At 47.4% G+C, this 16355-nt stretch carries 16 protein-coding genes; 13 read left to right on the top strand and 3 right to left on the bottom strand.

Features of this window, described 5'->3' with window-relative positions; translation table 11 throughout:
* Positions 1-214 precede the first annotated feature (214 nt).
* The 5 genes from PDUR_RS21965 to PDUR_RS21935 all read left to right on the top strand — a co-directional run bounded on the left by PDUR_RS21965 (position 215) and on the right by PDUR_RS21935 (position 5276).
* Positions 215-1246, top strand: a complete 1032-nt coding sequence (locus PDUR_RS21965; RefSeq protein ID WP_042208203.1) for a Cfr family 23S rRNA (adenine(2503)-C(8))-methyltransferase — start codon at positions 215-217, stop codon at positions 1244-1246.
* Between the two features lie 395 nt (positions 1247-1641).
* Entirely contained in the window at positions 1642-2829 is a 1188-nt protein-coding gene (locus PDUR_RS30145) for a 3-keto-alpha-glucoside-1,2-lyase-like domain-containing protein (protein WP_052410344.1), read from the top strand.
* 303 nt (positions 2830-3132) lie between these two features.
* A complete protein-coding gene (locus tag PDUR_RS21950) occupies positions 3133-3873 on the top strand; it encodes a hypothetical protein (RefSeq protein ID WP_042208201.1) in 741 nt (246 codons plus the stop codon).
* A 427-nt stretch (positions 3874-4300) separates the two neighbouring features.
* The gene (locus tag PDUR_RS21940) at positions 4301-4771 is read left to right on the top strand and encodes a hypothetical protein (RefSeq protein WP_042208199.1); all 471 of its coding nucleotides are present in this window, start codon (positions 4301-4303) and stop codon (positions 4769-4771) included.
* Positions 4737-5276, top strand: coding sequence for a hypothetical protein (locus PDUR_RS21935; RefSeq protein ID WP_042208198.1), 540 nt, complete (start codon positions 4737-4739; stop codon positions 5274-5276). The genes PDUR_RS21940 and PDUR_RS21935 overlap by 35 nt, the downstream gene beginning before the upstream one ends.
* A 99-nt stretch (positions 5277-5375) precedes the next feature.
* On the opposite strand, the gene PDUR_RS21930 is transcribed toward PDUR_RS21935, so the two are convergent.
* The 3 genes from PDUR_RS21930 to PDUR_RS21920 form a co-directional block, all read right to left on the bottom strand.
* Positions 5376-5912, bottom strand: coding sequence for a CueP family metal-binding protein (locus PDUR_RS21930; RefSeq protein ID WP_042208197.1), 537 nt, complete (start codon positions 5910-5912; stop codon positions 5376-5378).
* 231 nt (positions 5913-6143) lie between these two features.
* A complete protein-coding gene (locus tag PDUR_RS21925) occupies positions 6144-6896 on the bottom strand; it encodes an HAD family hydrolase (RefSeq protein ID WP_042208196.1) in 753 nt (250 codons plus the stop codon).
* A 21-nt stretch (positions 6897-6917) separates the two neighbouring features.
* A complete protein-coding gene (locus tag PDUR_RS21920; protein WP_042208195.1) occupies positions 6918-7568 on the bottom strand; it encodes a GntR family transcriptional regulator in 651 nt (216 codons plus the stop codon).
* Positions 7569-7757: 189 nt separating this feature from the next.
* Here PDUR_RS21920 and PDUR_RS21915 point away from each other — a divergent pair, with 189 nt between their 5' ends.
* The 8 genes from PDUR_RS21915 (at position 7758) to PDUR_RS21880 (ending at position 16350) form a co-directional block, all read left to right on the top strand.
* A complete protein-coding gene (locus tag PDUR_RS21915; protein ID WP_042208194.1) occupies positions 7758-8897 on the top strand; it encodes a mandelate racemase/muconate lactonizing enzyme family protein in 1140 nt (379 codons plus the stop codon).
* A 72-nt stretch (positions 8898-8969) separates the two neighbouring features.
* Positions 8970-9989, top strand: a complete 1020-nt coding sequence (locus PDUR_RS21910) for a zinc-dependent alcohol dehydrogenase (protein ID WP_169744932.1) — start codon at positions 8970-8972, stop codon at positions 9987-9989.
* Between the two features lie 16 nt (positions 9990-10005).
* Positions 10006-11145, top strand: a complete 1140-nt coding sequence (locus PDUR_RS21905; RefSeq protein WP_042208192.1) for an ABC transporter substrate-binding protein — start codon at positions 10006-10008, stop codon at positions 11143-11145.
* Positions 11146-11211: 66 nt separating this feature from the next.
* Positions 11212-12297: an ABC transporter ATP-binding protein gene (locus PDUR_RS21900; RefSeq protein ID WP_042208191.1), complete on the top strand. Its 1086-nt coding sequence runs from the start codon at positions 11212-11214 to the stop codon at positions 12295-12297.
* A 1-nt stretch (position 12298) separates the two neighbouring features.
* Positions 12299-13141: an ABC transporter permease gene (locus PDUR_RS21895; RefSeq protein WP_042208190.1), complete on the top strand. Its 843-nt coding sequence runs from the start codon at positions 12299-12301 to the stop codon at positions 13139-13141.
* An 11-nt stretch (positions 13142-13152) separates the two neighbouring features.
* On the top strand, positions 13153-13953 hold the full coding sequence (locus PDUR_RS21890) for an ABC transporter permease (RefSeq protein WP_042208189.1): 801 nt from the start codon (positions 13153-13155) through the stop codon (positions 13951-13953).
* Between the two features lie 17 nt (positions 13954-13970).
* Positions 13971-14900, top strand: a complete 930-nt coding sequence (locus PDUR_RS21885; protein ID WP_042208188.1) for a hypothetical protein — start codon at positions 13971-13973, stop codon at positions 14898-14900.
* 592 nt (positions 14901-15492) lie between these two features.
* Complete coding sequence (locus PDUR_RS21880) at positions 15493-16350, top strand: ABC transporter permease (protein WP_407944320.1); 858 nt, start codon at positions 15493-15495, stop codon at positions 16348-16350.
* The last annotated feature ends 5 nt before the right edge of the window (positions 16351-16355 follow it).

Below are 16355 nucleotides of genomic sequence, written 5' to 3'. Positions count from 1 at the left end.
GAGGTCGCAGATGATTGTGTGAACCGGTTCCTGTTAGTTGAAGCGGTTCACAAAAAAACAAATCGGTTGCCGGAGGTTTACCAATCTATCGACAGGTGCACGTAGCGATCCGTCTGCAAACGTATGCGCTTTTTCTGTATAGTTTGTTAATGACGTGTCAAAGCGCCAACTGACGGTTACTTTTGTACGTTTTCTCCGGCGGTAAGGAGAAGACATGAGACTAATCTCAAAATATGAAACGATTCGGCGAATGTTGTCCGACTTCAAGCAGCCCGAGTATAGGTATGCTCAGATTATGGACGCGATTTTCAAACAAAACGTCTGCGAATACGAACGGATGACCATACTGCCCAAATTTTTACGCGACGAGTTGACCCGGATGCTTGGTCCGAACGTCTGCAGCATCGTTCCGGTAAAGGAACTCACGTCGAAACAGATCAGCAAGGTGCTGTTTGCCATTGCGGGCGATGAACGCGTGGAGGCTGTACGACTTACTTATGAGCGGGGGTGGAAATCGTATTGTATTTCCACGCAGTGCGGCTGCGGATTCGGGTGCAGGTTTTGCGCCACGGGTACCATCGGCCTGAAACGAAATCTGACCGCCGATGAAATTACCGACCAATTGCTGCACTTTCGCTTGAACGGCCACGCGTTGGACAGCGTCTCATTCATGGGCATGGGGGAGGCTCTCGCCAACCCGCATATTTTTGATGCAATGACGATTTTGACCGACCCGCATCTCTTTGGTTTAGGGCATCGACGAATTACGATTTCCACTATCGGCCTGTTGCCGGGGATCGACAAGCTGACACGGGAGTTTCCGCAGGTCAATCTAACCTTCTCGCTGCATTCGCCGTTCGACGATCAGCGAAGCGAGCTGATGCCGATTAACGACCGATTCCCAGTCCGCGACGTGCTGAAGGCATTGGATCGTCATATCCGGCATACAGGGAGAAAGGTGTATATTGCGTACATTCTTCTTCGAGGAGTCAACGACTCGACGGAGCATGCGGAAGCAGTTGCCGAGTTGTTAAGGGGAAGGGGACCTGGAGAACATCTCTACCACGTTAACCTGATTCCATTCAATTCGACCGAAGTTACGCCAGACAGCTATCGGCAATCTGATCCTAATCAGATTAAAGCGTTTGTTCGGATCTTGAATTCAAAAGGTATAAGCGTCACGGTCCGAACTCAATTCGGATCGGACATTAACGCGGCATGCGGCCAGCTATACCGCTCCGAATAATCGATGTTGGAAATTAAATTTATTACGCCGGACGCAGCGGGTCTGCGACTGAAAAGAGAAACGGCTTCCATGAAGAGGGCAGCTGTTATGATTTGCGGCGTAGGCGCACTATTCGGAAATTCGTTTGGCATCGATTGGGAATATCGTTTTGGCACAACAAAGTCAGTCCTGATAATCAAGAATTCCTTGATTTTCAGGACTTTTTTATATTGCTCTTCACTTAATAATGTGTCTGACTTGATTATAGATTTTACGAAATGTTCGAATATTAGTGTGTTATTTAAAGGTGAGCGCTTCATACAAAATAATATATTGAAATCGCTTCTAATCTTTTTTAAAACAAACAACGAATGAAAGATTTCGGCAGTGAATAGGATGATAACGTGTCAAAGTAGATGTCCACATTTGCAGCGAAAGGTGTTGGTTCCATTTTGAGTAAAAAGGGAAAAACGCTAGCCACTTTAACACTGGCGCTCGCCTTGGCATTTCCGGCCGGCTTGACCGCTAACGCTTCCGGGCAGACCGCCGGCTCAGACTATTACAACGAGGTTCACCGAAATCAGTTTCACTTCTCACCTCAAGCGAACTGGATGAATGACCCGAACGGAATGATTTATTTTGAGGGGGAGTATCATCAGTTTTTCCAATACGACCCTTACGAGAAGACTCAAGGCCCCATGCATTGGGGACACGCCGTCAGCAAGGACCTCATTCATTGGGAGCAGCTGCCATTTGCCCTGGTGCCAGATGAAAACGGTGTCATTTTCTCGGGAAGTGCGGTCATCGATTATAACAATACAGCCGGGTTCGGCAAAAATGCCATGGTGGCCATCTTCACTCACGCCAATGGACCAAGGCAGGTTCAAAGTCTCGCCTACAGCACGGACAGAGGCCGGACATGGACAAAATATGAAGGCAACCCTGTCATGCCGAATCCGCCCGTTCCCGACTGGCGCGATCCGAACGTATTCTGGCATGAAGAATCGAACCAGTGGGTGATGACTCTCGCATCCAAAGACAGAATCATGTTCTATACTTCGCCCAACTTGAAAGAGTGGACCTACGAGAGCGAATTCGGCCCCGACGGAGGCATTCAGGGAACCGGGAAAGCCGGGGGCTACTCCTTTGCCGTATCGACGCAGCGCGGGCAGTCGTTTGTGTACGAAGCCGACGTGATGCCTATTGAGAACAACACGCTGATCGGCGCAGGAGGACTGGTATTCCGGGCAGACCCGGAAATGAAGAGCGGCTATGTTGCCATGCTGAATACGGAAACTGATAAAGTTACGCTCGGAAAAATTGGAAACGATTCAATTACGGAAATTGTCTCTAAACCCGCCGATCTCCGTGCTTCCACGACGTATCATGTGAAAGTCGAGACGATTGACGAACGGGTGAAAATTTATGTGGATGATAAGCTGGTTATCGACCAGCAGGATTCGTCTTTCGAAAGCGGCTACTTCGGCCTGTCGTCCTGGAACTCGTCGGCGGTCTTCCGGAACGTAAAATTTACCAACACTTCAAATTTTGTGACCAATATTTCCGGCTGGACACCCGTTTCGGGAACATGGGCGATTTACTAGGGTAACCTTCATCTGAAGATTAGAGGTTCTTTTCGTGAGAGTTCGGATGATGTCTCCTTATCTACTAGCAAATTAGCCGTCGTAAATACTTGTTGTACTTTATGGAAAAATTTGCTATGATGAAATCAAATGGATTTTTACATAATTTACATTTTATATTTTTATTTTTCAAAAAAGTTGTTAATAGGTTCGATTGTATGAAGGTATAACTTAGGCTGCTTTGGAATCTTGTAGCGATAATGGGAATAATATTTCCATTTGTTGATACGCTGGGCCCAGCTGTCATATAAAATTTGAGGAGCGATGAAAATTCATGAAAAAAAGGTTGCCAAAATTGATGTAAAGGGAGTGGACAAAGAAACGGGTAGTATTATTAACGAAGAGCAGTTTAAGAAATCCCTATTAAATTTCTTTAATTCGAGTCCTGAGAAATATTCTGGAAGCATTAAAGAAATTGATTCTATTGTTAATAACTATAAAGCTGCACAATCGGGCAAAAGCACGAACAATAATCAAAAAGAAGTAGCTCCTTCTTTTGGTGAAATCTCTCCTTCTTATATTGTTGGTCAGGGTTGGTCAACAGACCCGCATGTTACTTTTTCTCAAGACCGAGTTACTTATTCAATGTCATGGATTACAGAAGATAATTATCGGTCAAGCGTACCTATCACTGCCACTTATACTAAAACTTTAAAAACATCGGCCACATTGGGATTTACGGGATCAAATCTTATACAGAGCAAATTGGGTTTCTCGGCAGCCTTTAATGTCGAACAAACTACGACTATTACACAAGGAGCTAATGTTCCGGCTTGGACAGTTTGGGGGATGAGACCTTATATTAAATATAACCTTGAAGAATGGGAAGGTATTTATTATTATATTGATTCGACTGGTGGAATCGTACAAGTAATTGAAGGCCCCGTGACTGGAACAAACAAAAAACTTATTACAAAATCGAATGAGTATTGGTCCCGTACCAACACTACACATGACCTCAATGCCACAACCCCAACTCCTTCAACGGGTGCTCCTAATGTATAAATTACATTAGAAGAACCAATTTGGATGGAGGGAGGATTGTGATGGGTAACCAGAGGAATATCTTGCTTATCATATATGGTGTATTAGTTTTTATACTCGGTGTCTTATTTGTTCCGGTTAAAAAAGTATGGGGCCCGGAGAATAATCTTACCGTTCAAGATGTAATATATGCTCCACTTTGGAGACTGACCAATAAGAGCCAAGATATTAATGGCTTCAATCCCATTTATGAGTTACAAACTGAACGGTTACTCTACACTATATTTATAGTTACATTACTATTTTCTGTCATTTACGTTTTTCTTTTTCAAAAGAAAAATAAGTAATTCTAATTGAATAAATTATATTTCAAAGACGGACCAGGTATTAACCCGGTATCCGTCTTTTTTGTAGTTGTGAAGAGAAAATAAAGCGATTGATGTCGTAGTTGCCGTCCGTCCGGCCCGTGGCCGGCGCGCTACGTCTGCATAGCCGGATCCTGGATGCCGCTCCGTATGCGGCCACGGCTAGCGCTTCAAAAGTGCGATCAGCAGGCCTGCTCGGCCTGCACGCTTCGGATGCTTCGGTCCAATTCCAGGGCGTGCTCCAGACAAAGTATATTGTCACGGAAGCTGCCGAGATCGAGAACCATGATTTTGAGACAGGCGATTTAACGGGCTGGAAAGTTGTAAGAGGAGACGCTTGCACGGACGCGCATGTCTCGGAAGCGACGGGATATTGGGGCGGACCTTTTGGACAGCAGGGAAACAGCCATTTATGGGGAGCGGCGGTTCCTCCTTATGACGCTTTGACAGGCGAGCTCCATTCCAGCTATTTCAAGCTGGGCGGTTCGGGTGAAATCAACCTGATGATCGGAGGGGGCAATGATATCGCTACCCGGTATAAAAACGGATTTTAAGCCTGCTCCTCCGAAGCCAGTTGACACGACCGCCACGGATTTGATTAATCCGGATTTTGAAACGGGCGACCTGACCGGATGGACGGTTGTGAGCGGCAATGCGTTCAGCGACAAGCATGTCTCGCAGGAGAAAAAATTCTTTGGCGTCCTTCCGTTCAACCACAGCGGCACATATCATCTTTGGGGATATAACGAGGAAGCGGGCGGCGACGCCGCGACCGGCATCCTGAAATCGGGCAATTTCAAGGTGTCCGGAAGCGGGGAGATCAGCTTCCTGATGGGCGGCGGAAACGACTATGAGAACCTGTATGTCGCCCTGGTAAGAGCGTCGGATGATCAGGTGCTGCTGAAAACGACGAACGTCGGTTTTGAAGATGACGAGACCTACCGCAGAATGACACTGGACGCTTCCGGCTATCTGGGCGAAGTCGTCTATATCAAGGTGGTCGATACCGCTACCGGCGGTTGGGGCCATCTGAACGTCGACGATTTTAAGGTACAATAAAGTCCGGTATCACGATTCGAGTGTTGACAGCCCCATAATGTACAAAGTTAGCGTCCGGTTACTTCCTGTAACCGGCGTTTTTTTGCCTGATCACTGGGACTAAGTCAACTGCATGGTGGAAATACAGGTATTGTCGCTGTCAAAAGTAGAGATGTCAGATTCGCTGCTTTTGCCGCCATGCTCAATTTTGACGTGGAAGGTTTGGTCGCGCGGGAGCCAAAAATCGATAAATCCATTGTCGAAAGATTGGAGTGCATCTTCAATTACGACCTTGCCGTCCCGATCCGTTATGGTCACGTTGAATTTCTCATTCGTCATTTCGCCCTGGCAGCCCGTCAAGCTATGAGTGGCACAGGGATGCGTCTTATTGACATATGGAGCAATAGAAACGAAAAATTCGTTCTGGGGCAGGTTGTAGGTCGATTTGTCATTGTTGTCTGCAGTCACGGTAAGTTCATGCGATGTAATCGATGCAGATTTCGCGTCAAGTTTTCTCGAACTGTAATCATTCACCAATTGTTTGATGTTCGGGGCCGTCTGTTTTGCGGTCTCCTTTGTTTTATCCCCGCCTGCGATGATGTATGCTCCCAATGCGACAGCAATCAAAGCCGCAGCTATAAAAATCTTCTTTCTCATTCTTTAAACTCCTTTTCTCGGTTGAACTCTTCTTTAAGGTCATATAATCACACCCGCCTGTGAATTGTAATTTAGATTGGCACTGATTTGCAATATCGTTTGGCACAATAAAGTCCGATCATCAAGCAGCCTTTGACTTGCTTGCGCAAGGCTCCTTGCTGGCACCAGCCGAGCATTGATCAATAAAAAATAAGCGCCCTCTACCTTTATACAGGTTCAGGCGCTTATTTTTCATTTTACTTGGATCTCCGATAGAGAATGGATTAAAAAATCTGTATACGGAGACAAATCCTTTTCCGATCCTTCGTACGTAATGAGGCCGATTCCGACGCTGCCGGCAGCTTTCGCCATTTGGACGTCCGCCACGGAATCACCGACAATGGCCAGCTCCCCGGGTGAAATCTTCAGCATCGCGCAAGCTTTTTGCACCATTTCCGGGTCCGGTTTTCCTTTGCTTACTTGCTCGGGGGTTATGACAAAATCAAGCAAATGATCGACTTTCAGCATCTGCATGAGCCGTGATGTGCGTTCGTAAGCATCCGATGTCATGATCCCGACGGATATCCCTTGGGAATGCAAATTATGAAATATATCAGGCACGTTATCAGTAGAGTGGAAAGCATGCTCCAATTGAAGCTGCCGGTCGGCGTTCGCGAAAATTTGCTGCGCTCTTTGCTTGCATTCGAACCAGGACCATCCCTTCAGACGATAAAGGAGCCCCGCAGTCAGAATGATTTCCTCCAGCGTCGTGGCTACCGCCAGCACCCCGGTGTAGTCAACGTGATCCGGTTGCGTAAACCCCATCATGGCGCTCCACTCATCACCGTGTTCGGGACCTGCAAGACGTGTAAATTCGCTCTTTCTCAATTCATCAATATAGGACCAGAATTTCACGGAATCGAACAAGGTGCCGTCTTTATCGAAAGCTACCGCCCGAACATGTAAGATTTCGGAACCAACCCATATTTTTTTGCCATCCTGCATCTAAACTCATGCCTCCTTATGCTACTTGATGTGTGTCTGCAAATGCTGTTCGATGCGTTCTTTATCTCCACTGCGAATCAGTTGAAGCATCTCGCGGTGTTCTTCCACTACGGTCTGCAAGGAGGAATGGCTGTAGCCCTGAATGAGAAAACGTGCGTGGAGCTTGCCGGAGATGCTGTTCCAAATGCGGAACATGGCAGGTGAAACACATTGTTCTACAATCCGTTCGTGAAATTTCAGATCCAGATTCGAGAGACGGTCCAGATCATCCTGGTCGCTCGCTTCCTGCATATTCAGAATAATGTTGTCCAAAAAGGCAAAATCGTCGGCTGTCAGCACGCTGGCAGCCTTCTGTGCCGCAAACAATTCGAAATTGCGCCGGGTAGGCACGAGCAAATGAATAACTTCCTCTTCGGAAAGGTCAACAACGACCGTCTCCCGGTAAGGATGGGAAATGACCAAGCCTTCTTGTTCCAAAATTCGGATTGCCTCGCGAATCGGACCGCGGCTGACGTTCATCTGCTTGGAGATCTCCACCTCGCGCAATCGGGCCCCCGGTTCGAGATGCCCCTTGATTATGGCTTCGCGAATTTCCTGGTAAACAAATTGACGCAAAGAAACGGTATCATTTTTTTTAAACTGAAAGCTTTCCAAATCATTGGGATTTGTCATAAGAATCTCCGATCTGATTATTGTTTACAATAAACAATGTACTTGCTTCAATAAAATACTGTCAACGAGATTAATTACCCTGTGAGCAGTGATAAGCATATTATACACCAAAATAGATTGTTGACAATCTACAAATGACACTCTATATTATTGTCATGAAACATCACATTCAGCAGGAGGAGATATGACGTGAAAATCACAAGAGTCGAAGCAATCCCAGTAAGACAAAGCAGCACGATTGAATTAATCAATGACAGCGCCCAAGATGGAATCATTATTAAGGTGCATACGGATGAAGGAATTACCGGGATTGGCGAGGTGGATTCGGCTCCGTGGGTAGTCAAATCAATTATTGATACTCCTTCCTCCCACCGCATTTGCCGAGGACTCGGAGAAATGCTCATCGGAGAGAATCCATTCGAGATTGAACGCATCTGGGAGAAGCTGTATGTGGGAAGTACCTTCTATGGTAGAAGGGGAGTTGTCATCCATGCCATCAGCGGGATTGATATCGCCCTGTGGGATATTATGGGCAAGGCGCTCAATCTGCCGGTGTACAAGCTGCTTGGCGGCGCGCAGCGCGGCAAGGTCCGGGCGTATGCAAGCACGCTGATGCCCTATACCCCGCAGGAGGCCTATGACGAAACGAAGAAGTGGGTCGAGCAAGGCTATACGGCGATCAAACTGGGCTGGGGCGGATTCGAGCAGGGGAACCGGGAGATTGTGGAATTGGTAAAAGCGTCCCGCGAAGCGGCGGGCCCGAACATTGATTTGCTGTTCGACCTCGGCTTTATTCCCTCCGACGACCACCCGATCGACGCCGCCTCACGTATGGCGCTCGTCAAAGAGCTTGAGCCTTTCGCTCCTTACTGGATCGAAGAACCGCTCTTCGCCGACGATTACGAAGGTTACCGCAAATTGGCGGAATCAACCTCTATCCGCATCGCGGGAGGAGAAAATGAAACGACGCGCTATGGCTTCAAAGAACTGATCGAGCAAGGCGGAGTCGATATTGTCCAGCCGGATGTGACCCGCTGCGGAGGGCTCAGCGAAGCCAAGCGAATTGCCCAGCTTGCTCATGCGCATCATATTACCTGTGTGCCCCATGCCTGGAGCAGCGGAATCGTAGTGGCCGCCTCCCTGCATTTGGTCACGGCCATACCGAACGGCGCTTTGCTGGAATACTGTGTAGCCGAGACGCCAATCCGTCAGGAAATGCTGCTCAGCGACGTTACCGTCAAGGACGGGTATGCCGAAATTACCGACAAGCCCGGTTTGGGCGTTGAGTTGAATGAAGAGGCGCTGGAGAAATACCGCTGTGACCGATAGAACCAGGGGCTTATTTCCGTAAAAGCGTCAATTGAAAGCCAGAATGCCAATGGAGGAGATATAATGGCGGGCATGATGAGAGCACTTATGTGGGAAGGGGACGGGATTCTGGCTCTAAGAGAGGTCCCGATTCCCGAGATTCGTCCCACCGAGGTACTGGTTCGTGTAAGCTATACCGGTGTCTGCGCCACGGATGTTGAAATCATAAAGGGCAAGTTCCCCTATTCCCCGCCTTATATATTAGGCCATGAAATAACCGGGAAAGTAATTGAGACGGGCAGTAATGTCAAAGAATTGAAAGAGGGAGACAGGGTCGTAATTGATCCGGGAGTGCCTTGCGGCGAATGTTTTTTCTGCAAAGCTTCACAGCCGGAATTTTGCGCGAATTATTGTGAGCTTGGGATCAACGAAAACGGCGGATGGGCCGATTATGTCAGGGTTCCGGCAAAAAGCGCACACAAAATTCCAATTGAAATGAGCGATGTTTCGGCTGCGATTTTCGAACCAATGGCTTGTCCCTTTGGAGCTGTGGATAATGCAGGCCTCCTGCCCGGGGAGCATGTGCTCATTTACGGAGACGGTCCCGCCGCCTTGTACTATACGCAAATCGCCAAAATGATGGGAGCCGGACGCATCTGCGTCGTTTACAAGCTTCCGGAGCGCGCGGAATTACTTCAAAGATTCGGAGCAGACGACCTGATCCCATTCGATGAGCAGGCCGCCGCGCTCAAAGAGCATCCGAGCATACGTGACAGGGGCGGCTTTCAATTGGTCATCGACGCCGTCGGTTTGTCGGATACCGTGAAAGATGCGGTTCGATATGCCAGCACAGGCGGAAGGATTATCTTGTACGGTTTTAATGATAGTCATACCGATCATTTTCCGCACAGAGAAATCATTTTTAAAGGTATCCGTATTTTCGGTCGGACCAATTCCCCTGCCGTCTGGTCCAGGGCGATCGAATGCGTAGCACGTAATCAAATCGAGTTGAATCCATTGGTCGAACGGGTGGTATCTCCGGAAGAGGCGAAAGAGATTCTGCTTGCCGGCAACCTTAACGGTCTAAAGACAATCATTTCTTGGGCAGATTAATTAAGGGAGGAAGAACATGAAACTGAAACATGTACTGATTGTTCTGATGTCTGTAGTCATTCTGGTTGGGCTCAGCGGATGCGGCGGCAACGCAAGCTCCACAAATTCAGGCGCCGGAACGGCAAGCTCTGCGGCTCCTGCAAATGGCGGCGAGGATCTGGCGAAGTTCAAAGGTGAAACGATTAATGTGCTGTCCTGGGAAGGATATCAGGAAGATGAATGGGTGAAGCCTTTTGAGCAAAAATACGGCGTAACCGTTAAAGTCACTTATGCTGGCAGCGTTGATGAAATGTTCGCCAAAGCAGCGTCCGGTTCTGTAAAGTACGACCTGATTTTCATGGATGGCGGGTCCGTGAGCCGTTACCACAAAATGAATTTGATTCAACCGATTGACTTGGCGAAGCTCACGAATACAAATCAGCTAATCGCAAATATGAAGTCGCTCAACGATAAGCACGTAGTAAAGGACGGAAAGACCTATGCGGTTCCGTTTGCCTGGGGTTCGCTGCCTATGATGGTCAACGCGGATAAAATCAAAGAACCGATTGACTCCTGGAACGCATTGTGGGATCCGAAGTACAGCGGAAAGATCGTTACCCTGGACGATGCGGCTAATCAAACGGCAATGACAGCGATGCTTCTTGGCTTCGAAGATCCGTATAACCTGACGGACGAGCAGATGGAACAAGTGAAGAGCAAATTGCTCGAACAGAAACCGCTGGTTCGTACCTATTACGCCGGCTTTGAAGACGGAAAAAATCTGATGGCAAGCGACGAAGGCTGGATCGGCTTCTCTATGGGACCGACAATGATTACAGATCTTCAAAAAGAAGGAAAGAATGTCGTGGAAGTGATTCCGAAAGAAGGGGCTTTGGTGTGGATTGACAATGCGGTCATCGGCAAGGATGCCAAAGATCCCGAACTGGTCCACATATATATCGATTATCTGATTTCGTCGGAAGTTCAGGCGCAGTTGATCAAGAAGACGAGCTATGGCGGGGTGAATGCCGATTCGGCAAACAAGCTGACCGACGAGGAGAAAAAGGTTTCACATATGGATGATCCGAATTATTTCAACAATCTTGTGTACGTAGCTTTCCCGGAAAGCTTTGAAAAGCGCGTGAAGCTGTGGAATGAAGTCAAAGCGGCTCAATAACCGAATCATCTGCATGAAAGGGTGCGGCTTAGCGGCCGCAGCCTTGCTTTGGAAAGGAGAGACCTCATGATCAATCAAGAACAGGCTGTAGTGGAGCTGCGCCAGGTATCGAAACGATTTGGCAATTACGAGGCAATCAAAGATTTAAACTTGTCGATCAGAAGAGGGGAATTTTTTTCCATTGTGGGACCGAGCGGTTGCGGTAAAACGACAACGCTGAAAATGATAGCGGGATTTGATCATGCGACCGAGGGGGCGGTGTATCTATCCGGAACCTCGGCTAACCATATTCCTCCCTACAAGCGGAATGTGAACACCGTGTTTCAAAACTATGCCCTTTTTCCCCATATGACAGTCTATGACAACGTGGCCTATCCTCTGAAACTCAGGAAGGTGCCGAAGAATGAGATTCGTTCCCGAGTGATCGAAAGCTTGAAAATGGTAAGCATGGACCAATTTCTTGATCGTTCTCCAAATCAGCTCAGCGGCGGACAGAAGCAGCGTGTCGCGTTAGCCCGGGCACTCATTTCCAAACCGGAAGTTCTGCTGCTGGATGAGCCGCTTTCCGCGCTCGATTTTCATCTAAGGCAAGAAATGCAGCGGGTGCTGAAGCATCTGCAAAGGGAAGTGGACATCACTTTCGTGTACATCACGCATGATCAGGGGGAAGCGCTGAGCCTGTCGGACCGTATTGCCGTAATGAAGAACGGCGTGCTGCATCAAGTGGGTTCGCCAGAGGAGATTTACGAAATGCCCCAAACGAGCTTCGTTGCCGGTTTTATCGGAAAATCCAATCTGATTAAAGGAAGAATGGAAGGGCCAACCCGCTTTGTGAGTGACGCCGGGCTTCAAGCGATGACAAATGAGGCTTCGAATCTCTCGGGAGAGCCGCATGTTTACATTTCGGTTCGTCCGGAGAAGCTCCGGATCTCCAAAGACGATGAACGGTATGTTAACCGTCTCAGCGCGGTCTTCGTGGAAGAAACCTATTATGGCGCAGATAGAGAGCTGACGTTCAGAGAGGCGGGAGGAACACATATTCTGATGAAGCAGCAGAAGGACGACGGGAACGTGAAATTCTCTGAGGGAGAGAGCGTGGATCTGTTCTTCCGTCCAGAGGATGCGGTTATCGTCAAAGAGTGGAGGAGCTAAGATGTACGGGAAAAACCTGATGCTGATTATGATTTCCATGTGGGTACTCTTGTTCATCGTCCTGCCTGTTTCTGCGATGCTGCTGTTCAGCTTCTGGAGTATTGAAAATTTCCAGATCATTCACAGCTTTAGTATTCAAAATTACTCGAAAATTTTCCAAGACCCGATATACTTGTCATTGCTTTGGAAAACGATCAAGCTGGCTTTGATTGTCGCGGTGCTGTCGGCGCTTATAAGCTATCCATTGGCATTGTTCGTCAATCACCAGAGAGGAATCTTGAAGACGATCCTGTTTCTTGGGGTGCTGGCTCCTTTGTGGGTGGGTTATTTAGTGCGGATCTATTCCTGGAGGTCGATTTTGGGAGAATCCGGGTTCATTAACTCGCTCTTGGTAATGACGGGGATTTTAAAACAGCCTTCCTCGTCGCTATTGTTCAACAGCTCTGCGGTCGTCATCACGATGCTGTGCATCGCGATTCCGTTCACTTTTATCCCGATCTATAGTGCCATCGAGAAAATTCCCGGCAATCTGCTGCAGGCTGCGGCAGATTTGGGAGCAGGCGGATCAAGGGCGTTCTGGACGGTTGTCTTTCCCCTCAGTATGCCGGGTGTCGTGACGGGGTTTATGTTCGCCTTCATCACCTCGTTCGGAGACTACATGACACCTTCGCTGGTCGGAGGCACATCGGGAATTATGTATGGAAACATGATTCAAACGCAATTCGGCAACAGTTATAACTGGCCGCTCGGCGCTGCGCTTTCGATGATTATGCTGCTGTTCCTATTGGCGGTCATTGCGGCAGCGCGCAGAATCGGGAACGTACAGGCTATCTTTGAGGAGTAAGGAGGCTGTTCATGAAGTATTTGAAATATGTGGGGGCGCTGCTATTTGCGTTCATCGTATACACCTTCTTGTATCTTCCGATTCTGGTGACGATCCTGTTCTCCTTCAATGAATCGAAAGTCCAGGTGCTCCCGATCAAGAAGCTGACATTCGAATGGTACAGGGGGTTGTTCTCGAATACGGAGCTCTGGGTTGCCGCGAAAAACAGTTTATTGGTTAGCCTGCCTGCCACGTTGTGCGCCATTGTATTTGGTACACTGGCGGCCTACTTGTTTCAGCGGTACCGGATACGCGGGGGATCATTCCTGCAATTTTTGATTCTTCTTCCGTACATTTTACCGGGAATTATTATTGGGACATCGCTCAATCTGCTGTTCAAGTTTCTGCAGGTGGATGCTTCTCTGATGACTGTCATTATCGGGCATATCACGTTTATTACGCCGGTTGTAATGTTTCTGGTTATGGACCGTTTGAAACGATTTGATCGGAATCTGGAGTTTGCATCTATGGATCTGGGCGCCTCGCCGATGCGGACCTTTCTGCTCATTACACTCCCGAATATCAAAGGCGCGGTGCTGGCCGGAGCGCTGCTCGGGCTGACGATTTCGTTCGACGAAGTTATTGTATCCTTCTTTCTGATTGGAACGGACAATACCCTGCCTATGCTCATCTGGTCCATGATCCGTCACGGCTATTCGCCGCAGATTAATGCGGTCTATACGTTGATCGTCTTATTCTCGTTAGGCCTGATCGCGATCGCGGGCAGCAGACTGTTTGCGCAGCGGAATTCGAAGGCTATTACTGAGGAATAACTTGCGAGGGGTTCAAAATGGCAGAGCTATGCGTGCGGCCCATTATTTATGGGAACTATGGAAAATGTGTGGAAGTTACAAACGGCACGATAAGCCTCGTCGCAACGGTAGAGTTCGGACCGAGAATTATCCGCTTTGGCTTTACTGGCGGCGATAATGTATTCTTTGAAGATACCGAGCGGCAGTTTACAGAAACAGGCGGGGATTTCTCGGTTGTCGGCGGAGGCGAATGGCATATTTACGGAGGACATCGGCTGTGGACGAGCCCGGAGTCTGTCCCCCGAACGACATACCCGGATAATGGACCCGTGCGGTGGCGAACGGCCGGAAATGGCATTGTGCTAACCCCTGATGCGGAAACCTGGACCCATATGCAAAAAGAGATTGAGGTGCAGATGAATCCCGAAAGCGGCGAAGTTACGATTCATCATCGTATTACCAATACGGGGGCCTGGCCGGTCACCTTTGCTCCCTGGGCCTTGTCGGTCATGGCTGAGGGTGGTAAAGCGATTATTCCTCAGGCGAAACGAGAGACGCTCGTACTTCCAAATCGTGTGCTCGCTTTATGGCCCGAAAGTCAAATGAACGACCATCGTGTCTATTGGGGGGAGCGTTATATCCTGCTGCAGCAGGATGCAACAGCGAAACCTTTTAAATTCGGAACCAATAATGATGAGGGCTGGGCCGCCTATTTCAACAAGGGCCAATTATTTATCAAAACCTACCGGCACAACGTTCATGCGGTTTATCCCGATTATGGAGTTTCGTTTGAATGCTATACGAATCATCTTTTTCTGGAATTGGAGACACTGGGGGAATTAAAGACCGTAGCGCCGCGGGAGACAGTATCGCATACGGAAAGTTGGAAATTGATTGGAAATGCAAGCTTGTCGATGGACAGTGAAAACGAGTTGGAATCGGCGATCCGTCCGTATTTAAGCAATTAATATGACAATATCCAGAATAATAAATCGAGGCCTGCAAAAACCTGCCGCAAACCGCAAGCGCAAATGCCGTATGACGGCTAAGCCCATGTGCGAAAGTGGCAGGTTTTATTGTCGCGCTTCTTAACTGGAGATCCTCCATTTAATTCGTGGCGATGATTGTCGGAAAAATGCACAATTTAGTTTACATTTGCATTTTCTTTAGTTTGCAAAATATTATATGTTTATCCCTGATAATTTTGGATGTTTTAAGGTGGATCAATAGATTAATCTATATAATAGTAGTATTTATTGTGATTTAACCAAATTATTCATGCTGTTTTGTAAACATTTCAATTGTCAAATGAACAATTTATTTTTTACAAAATGTATTGACGGAGGCTGAAGTCTTTGATAAATTGTAAATGCAGAAGGAAATAAGTGTTAATGAAAGCCCTTTAATTTGTTCTCTTACTGCATTGAAATATAAAATTGTACAAGAATGGAGGTAAAGGCAATGCAGAACTCAGTAGAAGTGGATTACAGAAAAAAAACGGTGATAAAACAAAAGAGCTCTACGTTTGAATATTTGAAGAAGCATTACTTTCTTTATTTAATGCTCGCACCGGCTCTGATCCTGACCCTTATTTTTAAATACGGACCTATGTATGGTGCAATTATTGCCTTTAAAGATTTCAGCCCGATTAAAGGAATTATGGGAAGTGAATGGGTAGGTTTTTATAACTTTGAGAAATTCCTATCTTCCCCTAATTTTACAGTTATATTTATGAATACGCTTAAATTAAGTCTTTTTGGTTTGATTTTGGGCTTCCCCGTTCCCATCCTGCTGGCCTTGATGCTGAATCAGGTGCGTAGAGCTGGAGTCAAAAAGAACATCCAATTATTGCTGTACGCCCCTAACTTTATTTCCGTCGTAGTCGTGGTTGGGATGCTGTTTATCTTCTTGTCCCCAACAGGACCAATCAACCAGCTGTTTAACTTGTTTACCGATGAACCGATTATGTTCATGTCTCGTCCGGAGTACTTCCGGTGGATCTATATTCTTTCGGATATTTGGACGGGTGCGGGCTGGGCCTCAATTATCTATGTGGCGGCTCTTGCCAACGTTGATCCGGAACTACATAATGCAGCAAATCTGGATGGTGCTAATCTTCTTCAAAGAATACGTCATATTGATCTTCCAACCATTCGTCCGATTATGGCCATTGTCTTTATCCTTGCTGCGGGCGGCATCATGTCGATTGGATTTGAAAAGGCATATCTATTGCAAACGACAACGAACCTGCCGGCAGCTGAGATTATTCCGACTTACGTTTACAAAATTGGTTTGCAGTCAGGCGACTACGCATACTCATCCGCAGTAGGGTTGTTTAACTCTGTCATCAACGTCATCATGCTTCTCACGGTTAACTTCATTGTGAAGAAACTGAATGAGGGTGAAGGTCTTTACTAAGAAAG

It is taken from the genome of Paenibacillus durus (assembly GCF_000756615.1).
Lineage (GTDB): Bacteria > Bacillota > Bacilli > Paenibacillales > Paenibacillaceae > Paenibacillus_AQ > Paenibacillus_AQ durus.
This window is presented reverse-complemented; position numbering and strand designations above follow the sequence as displayed.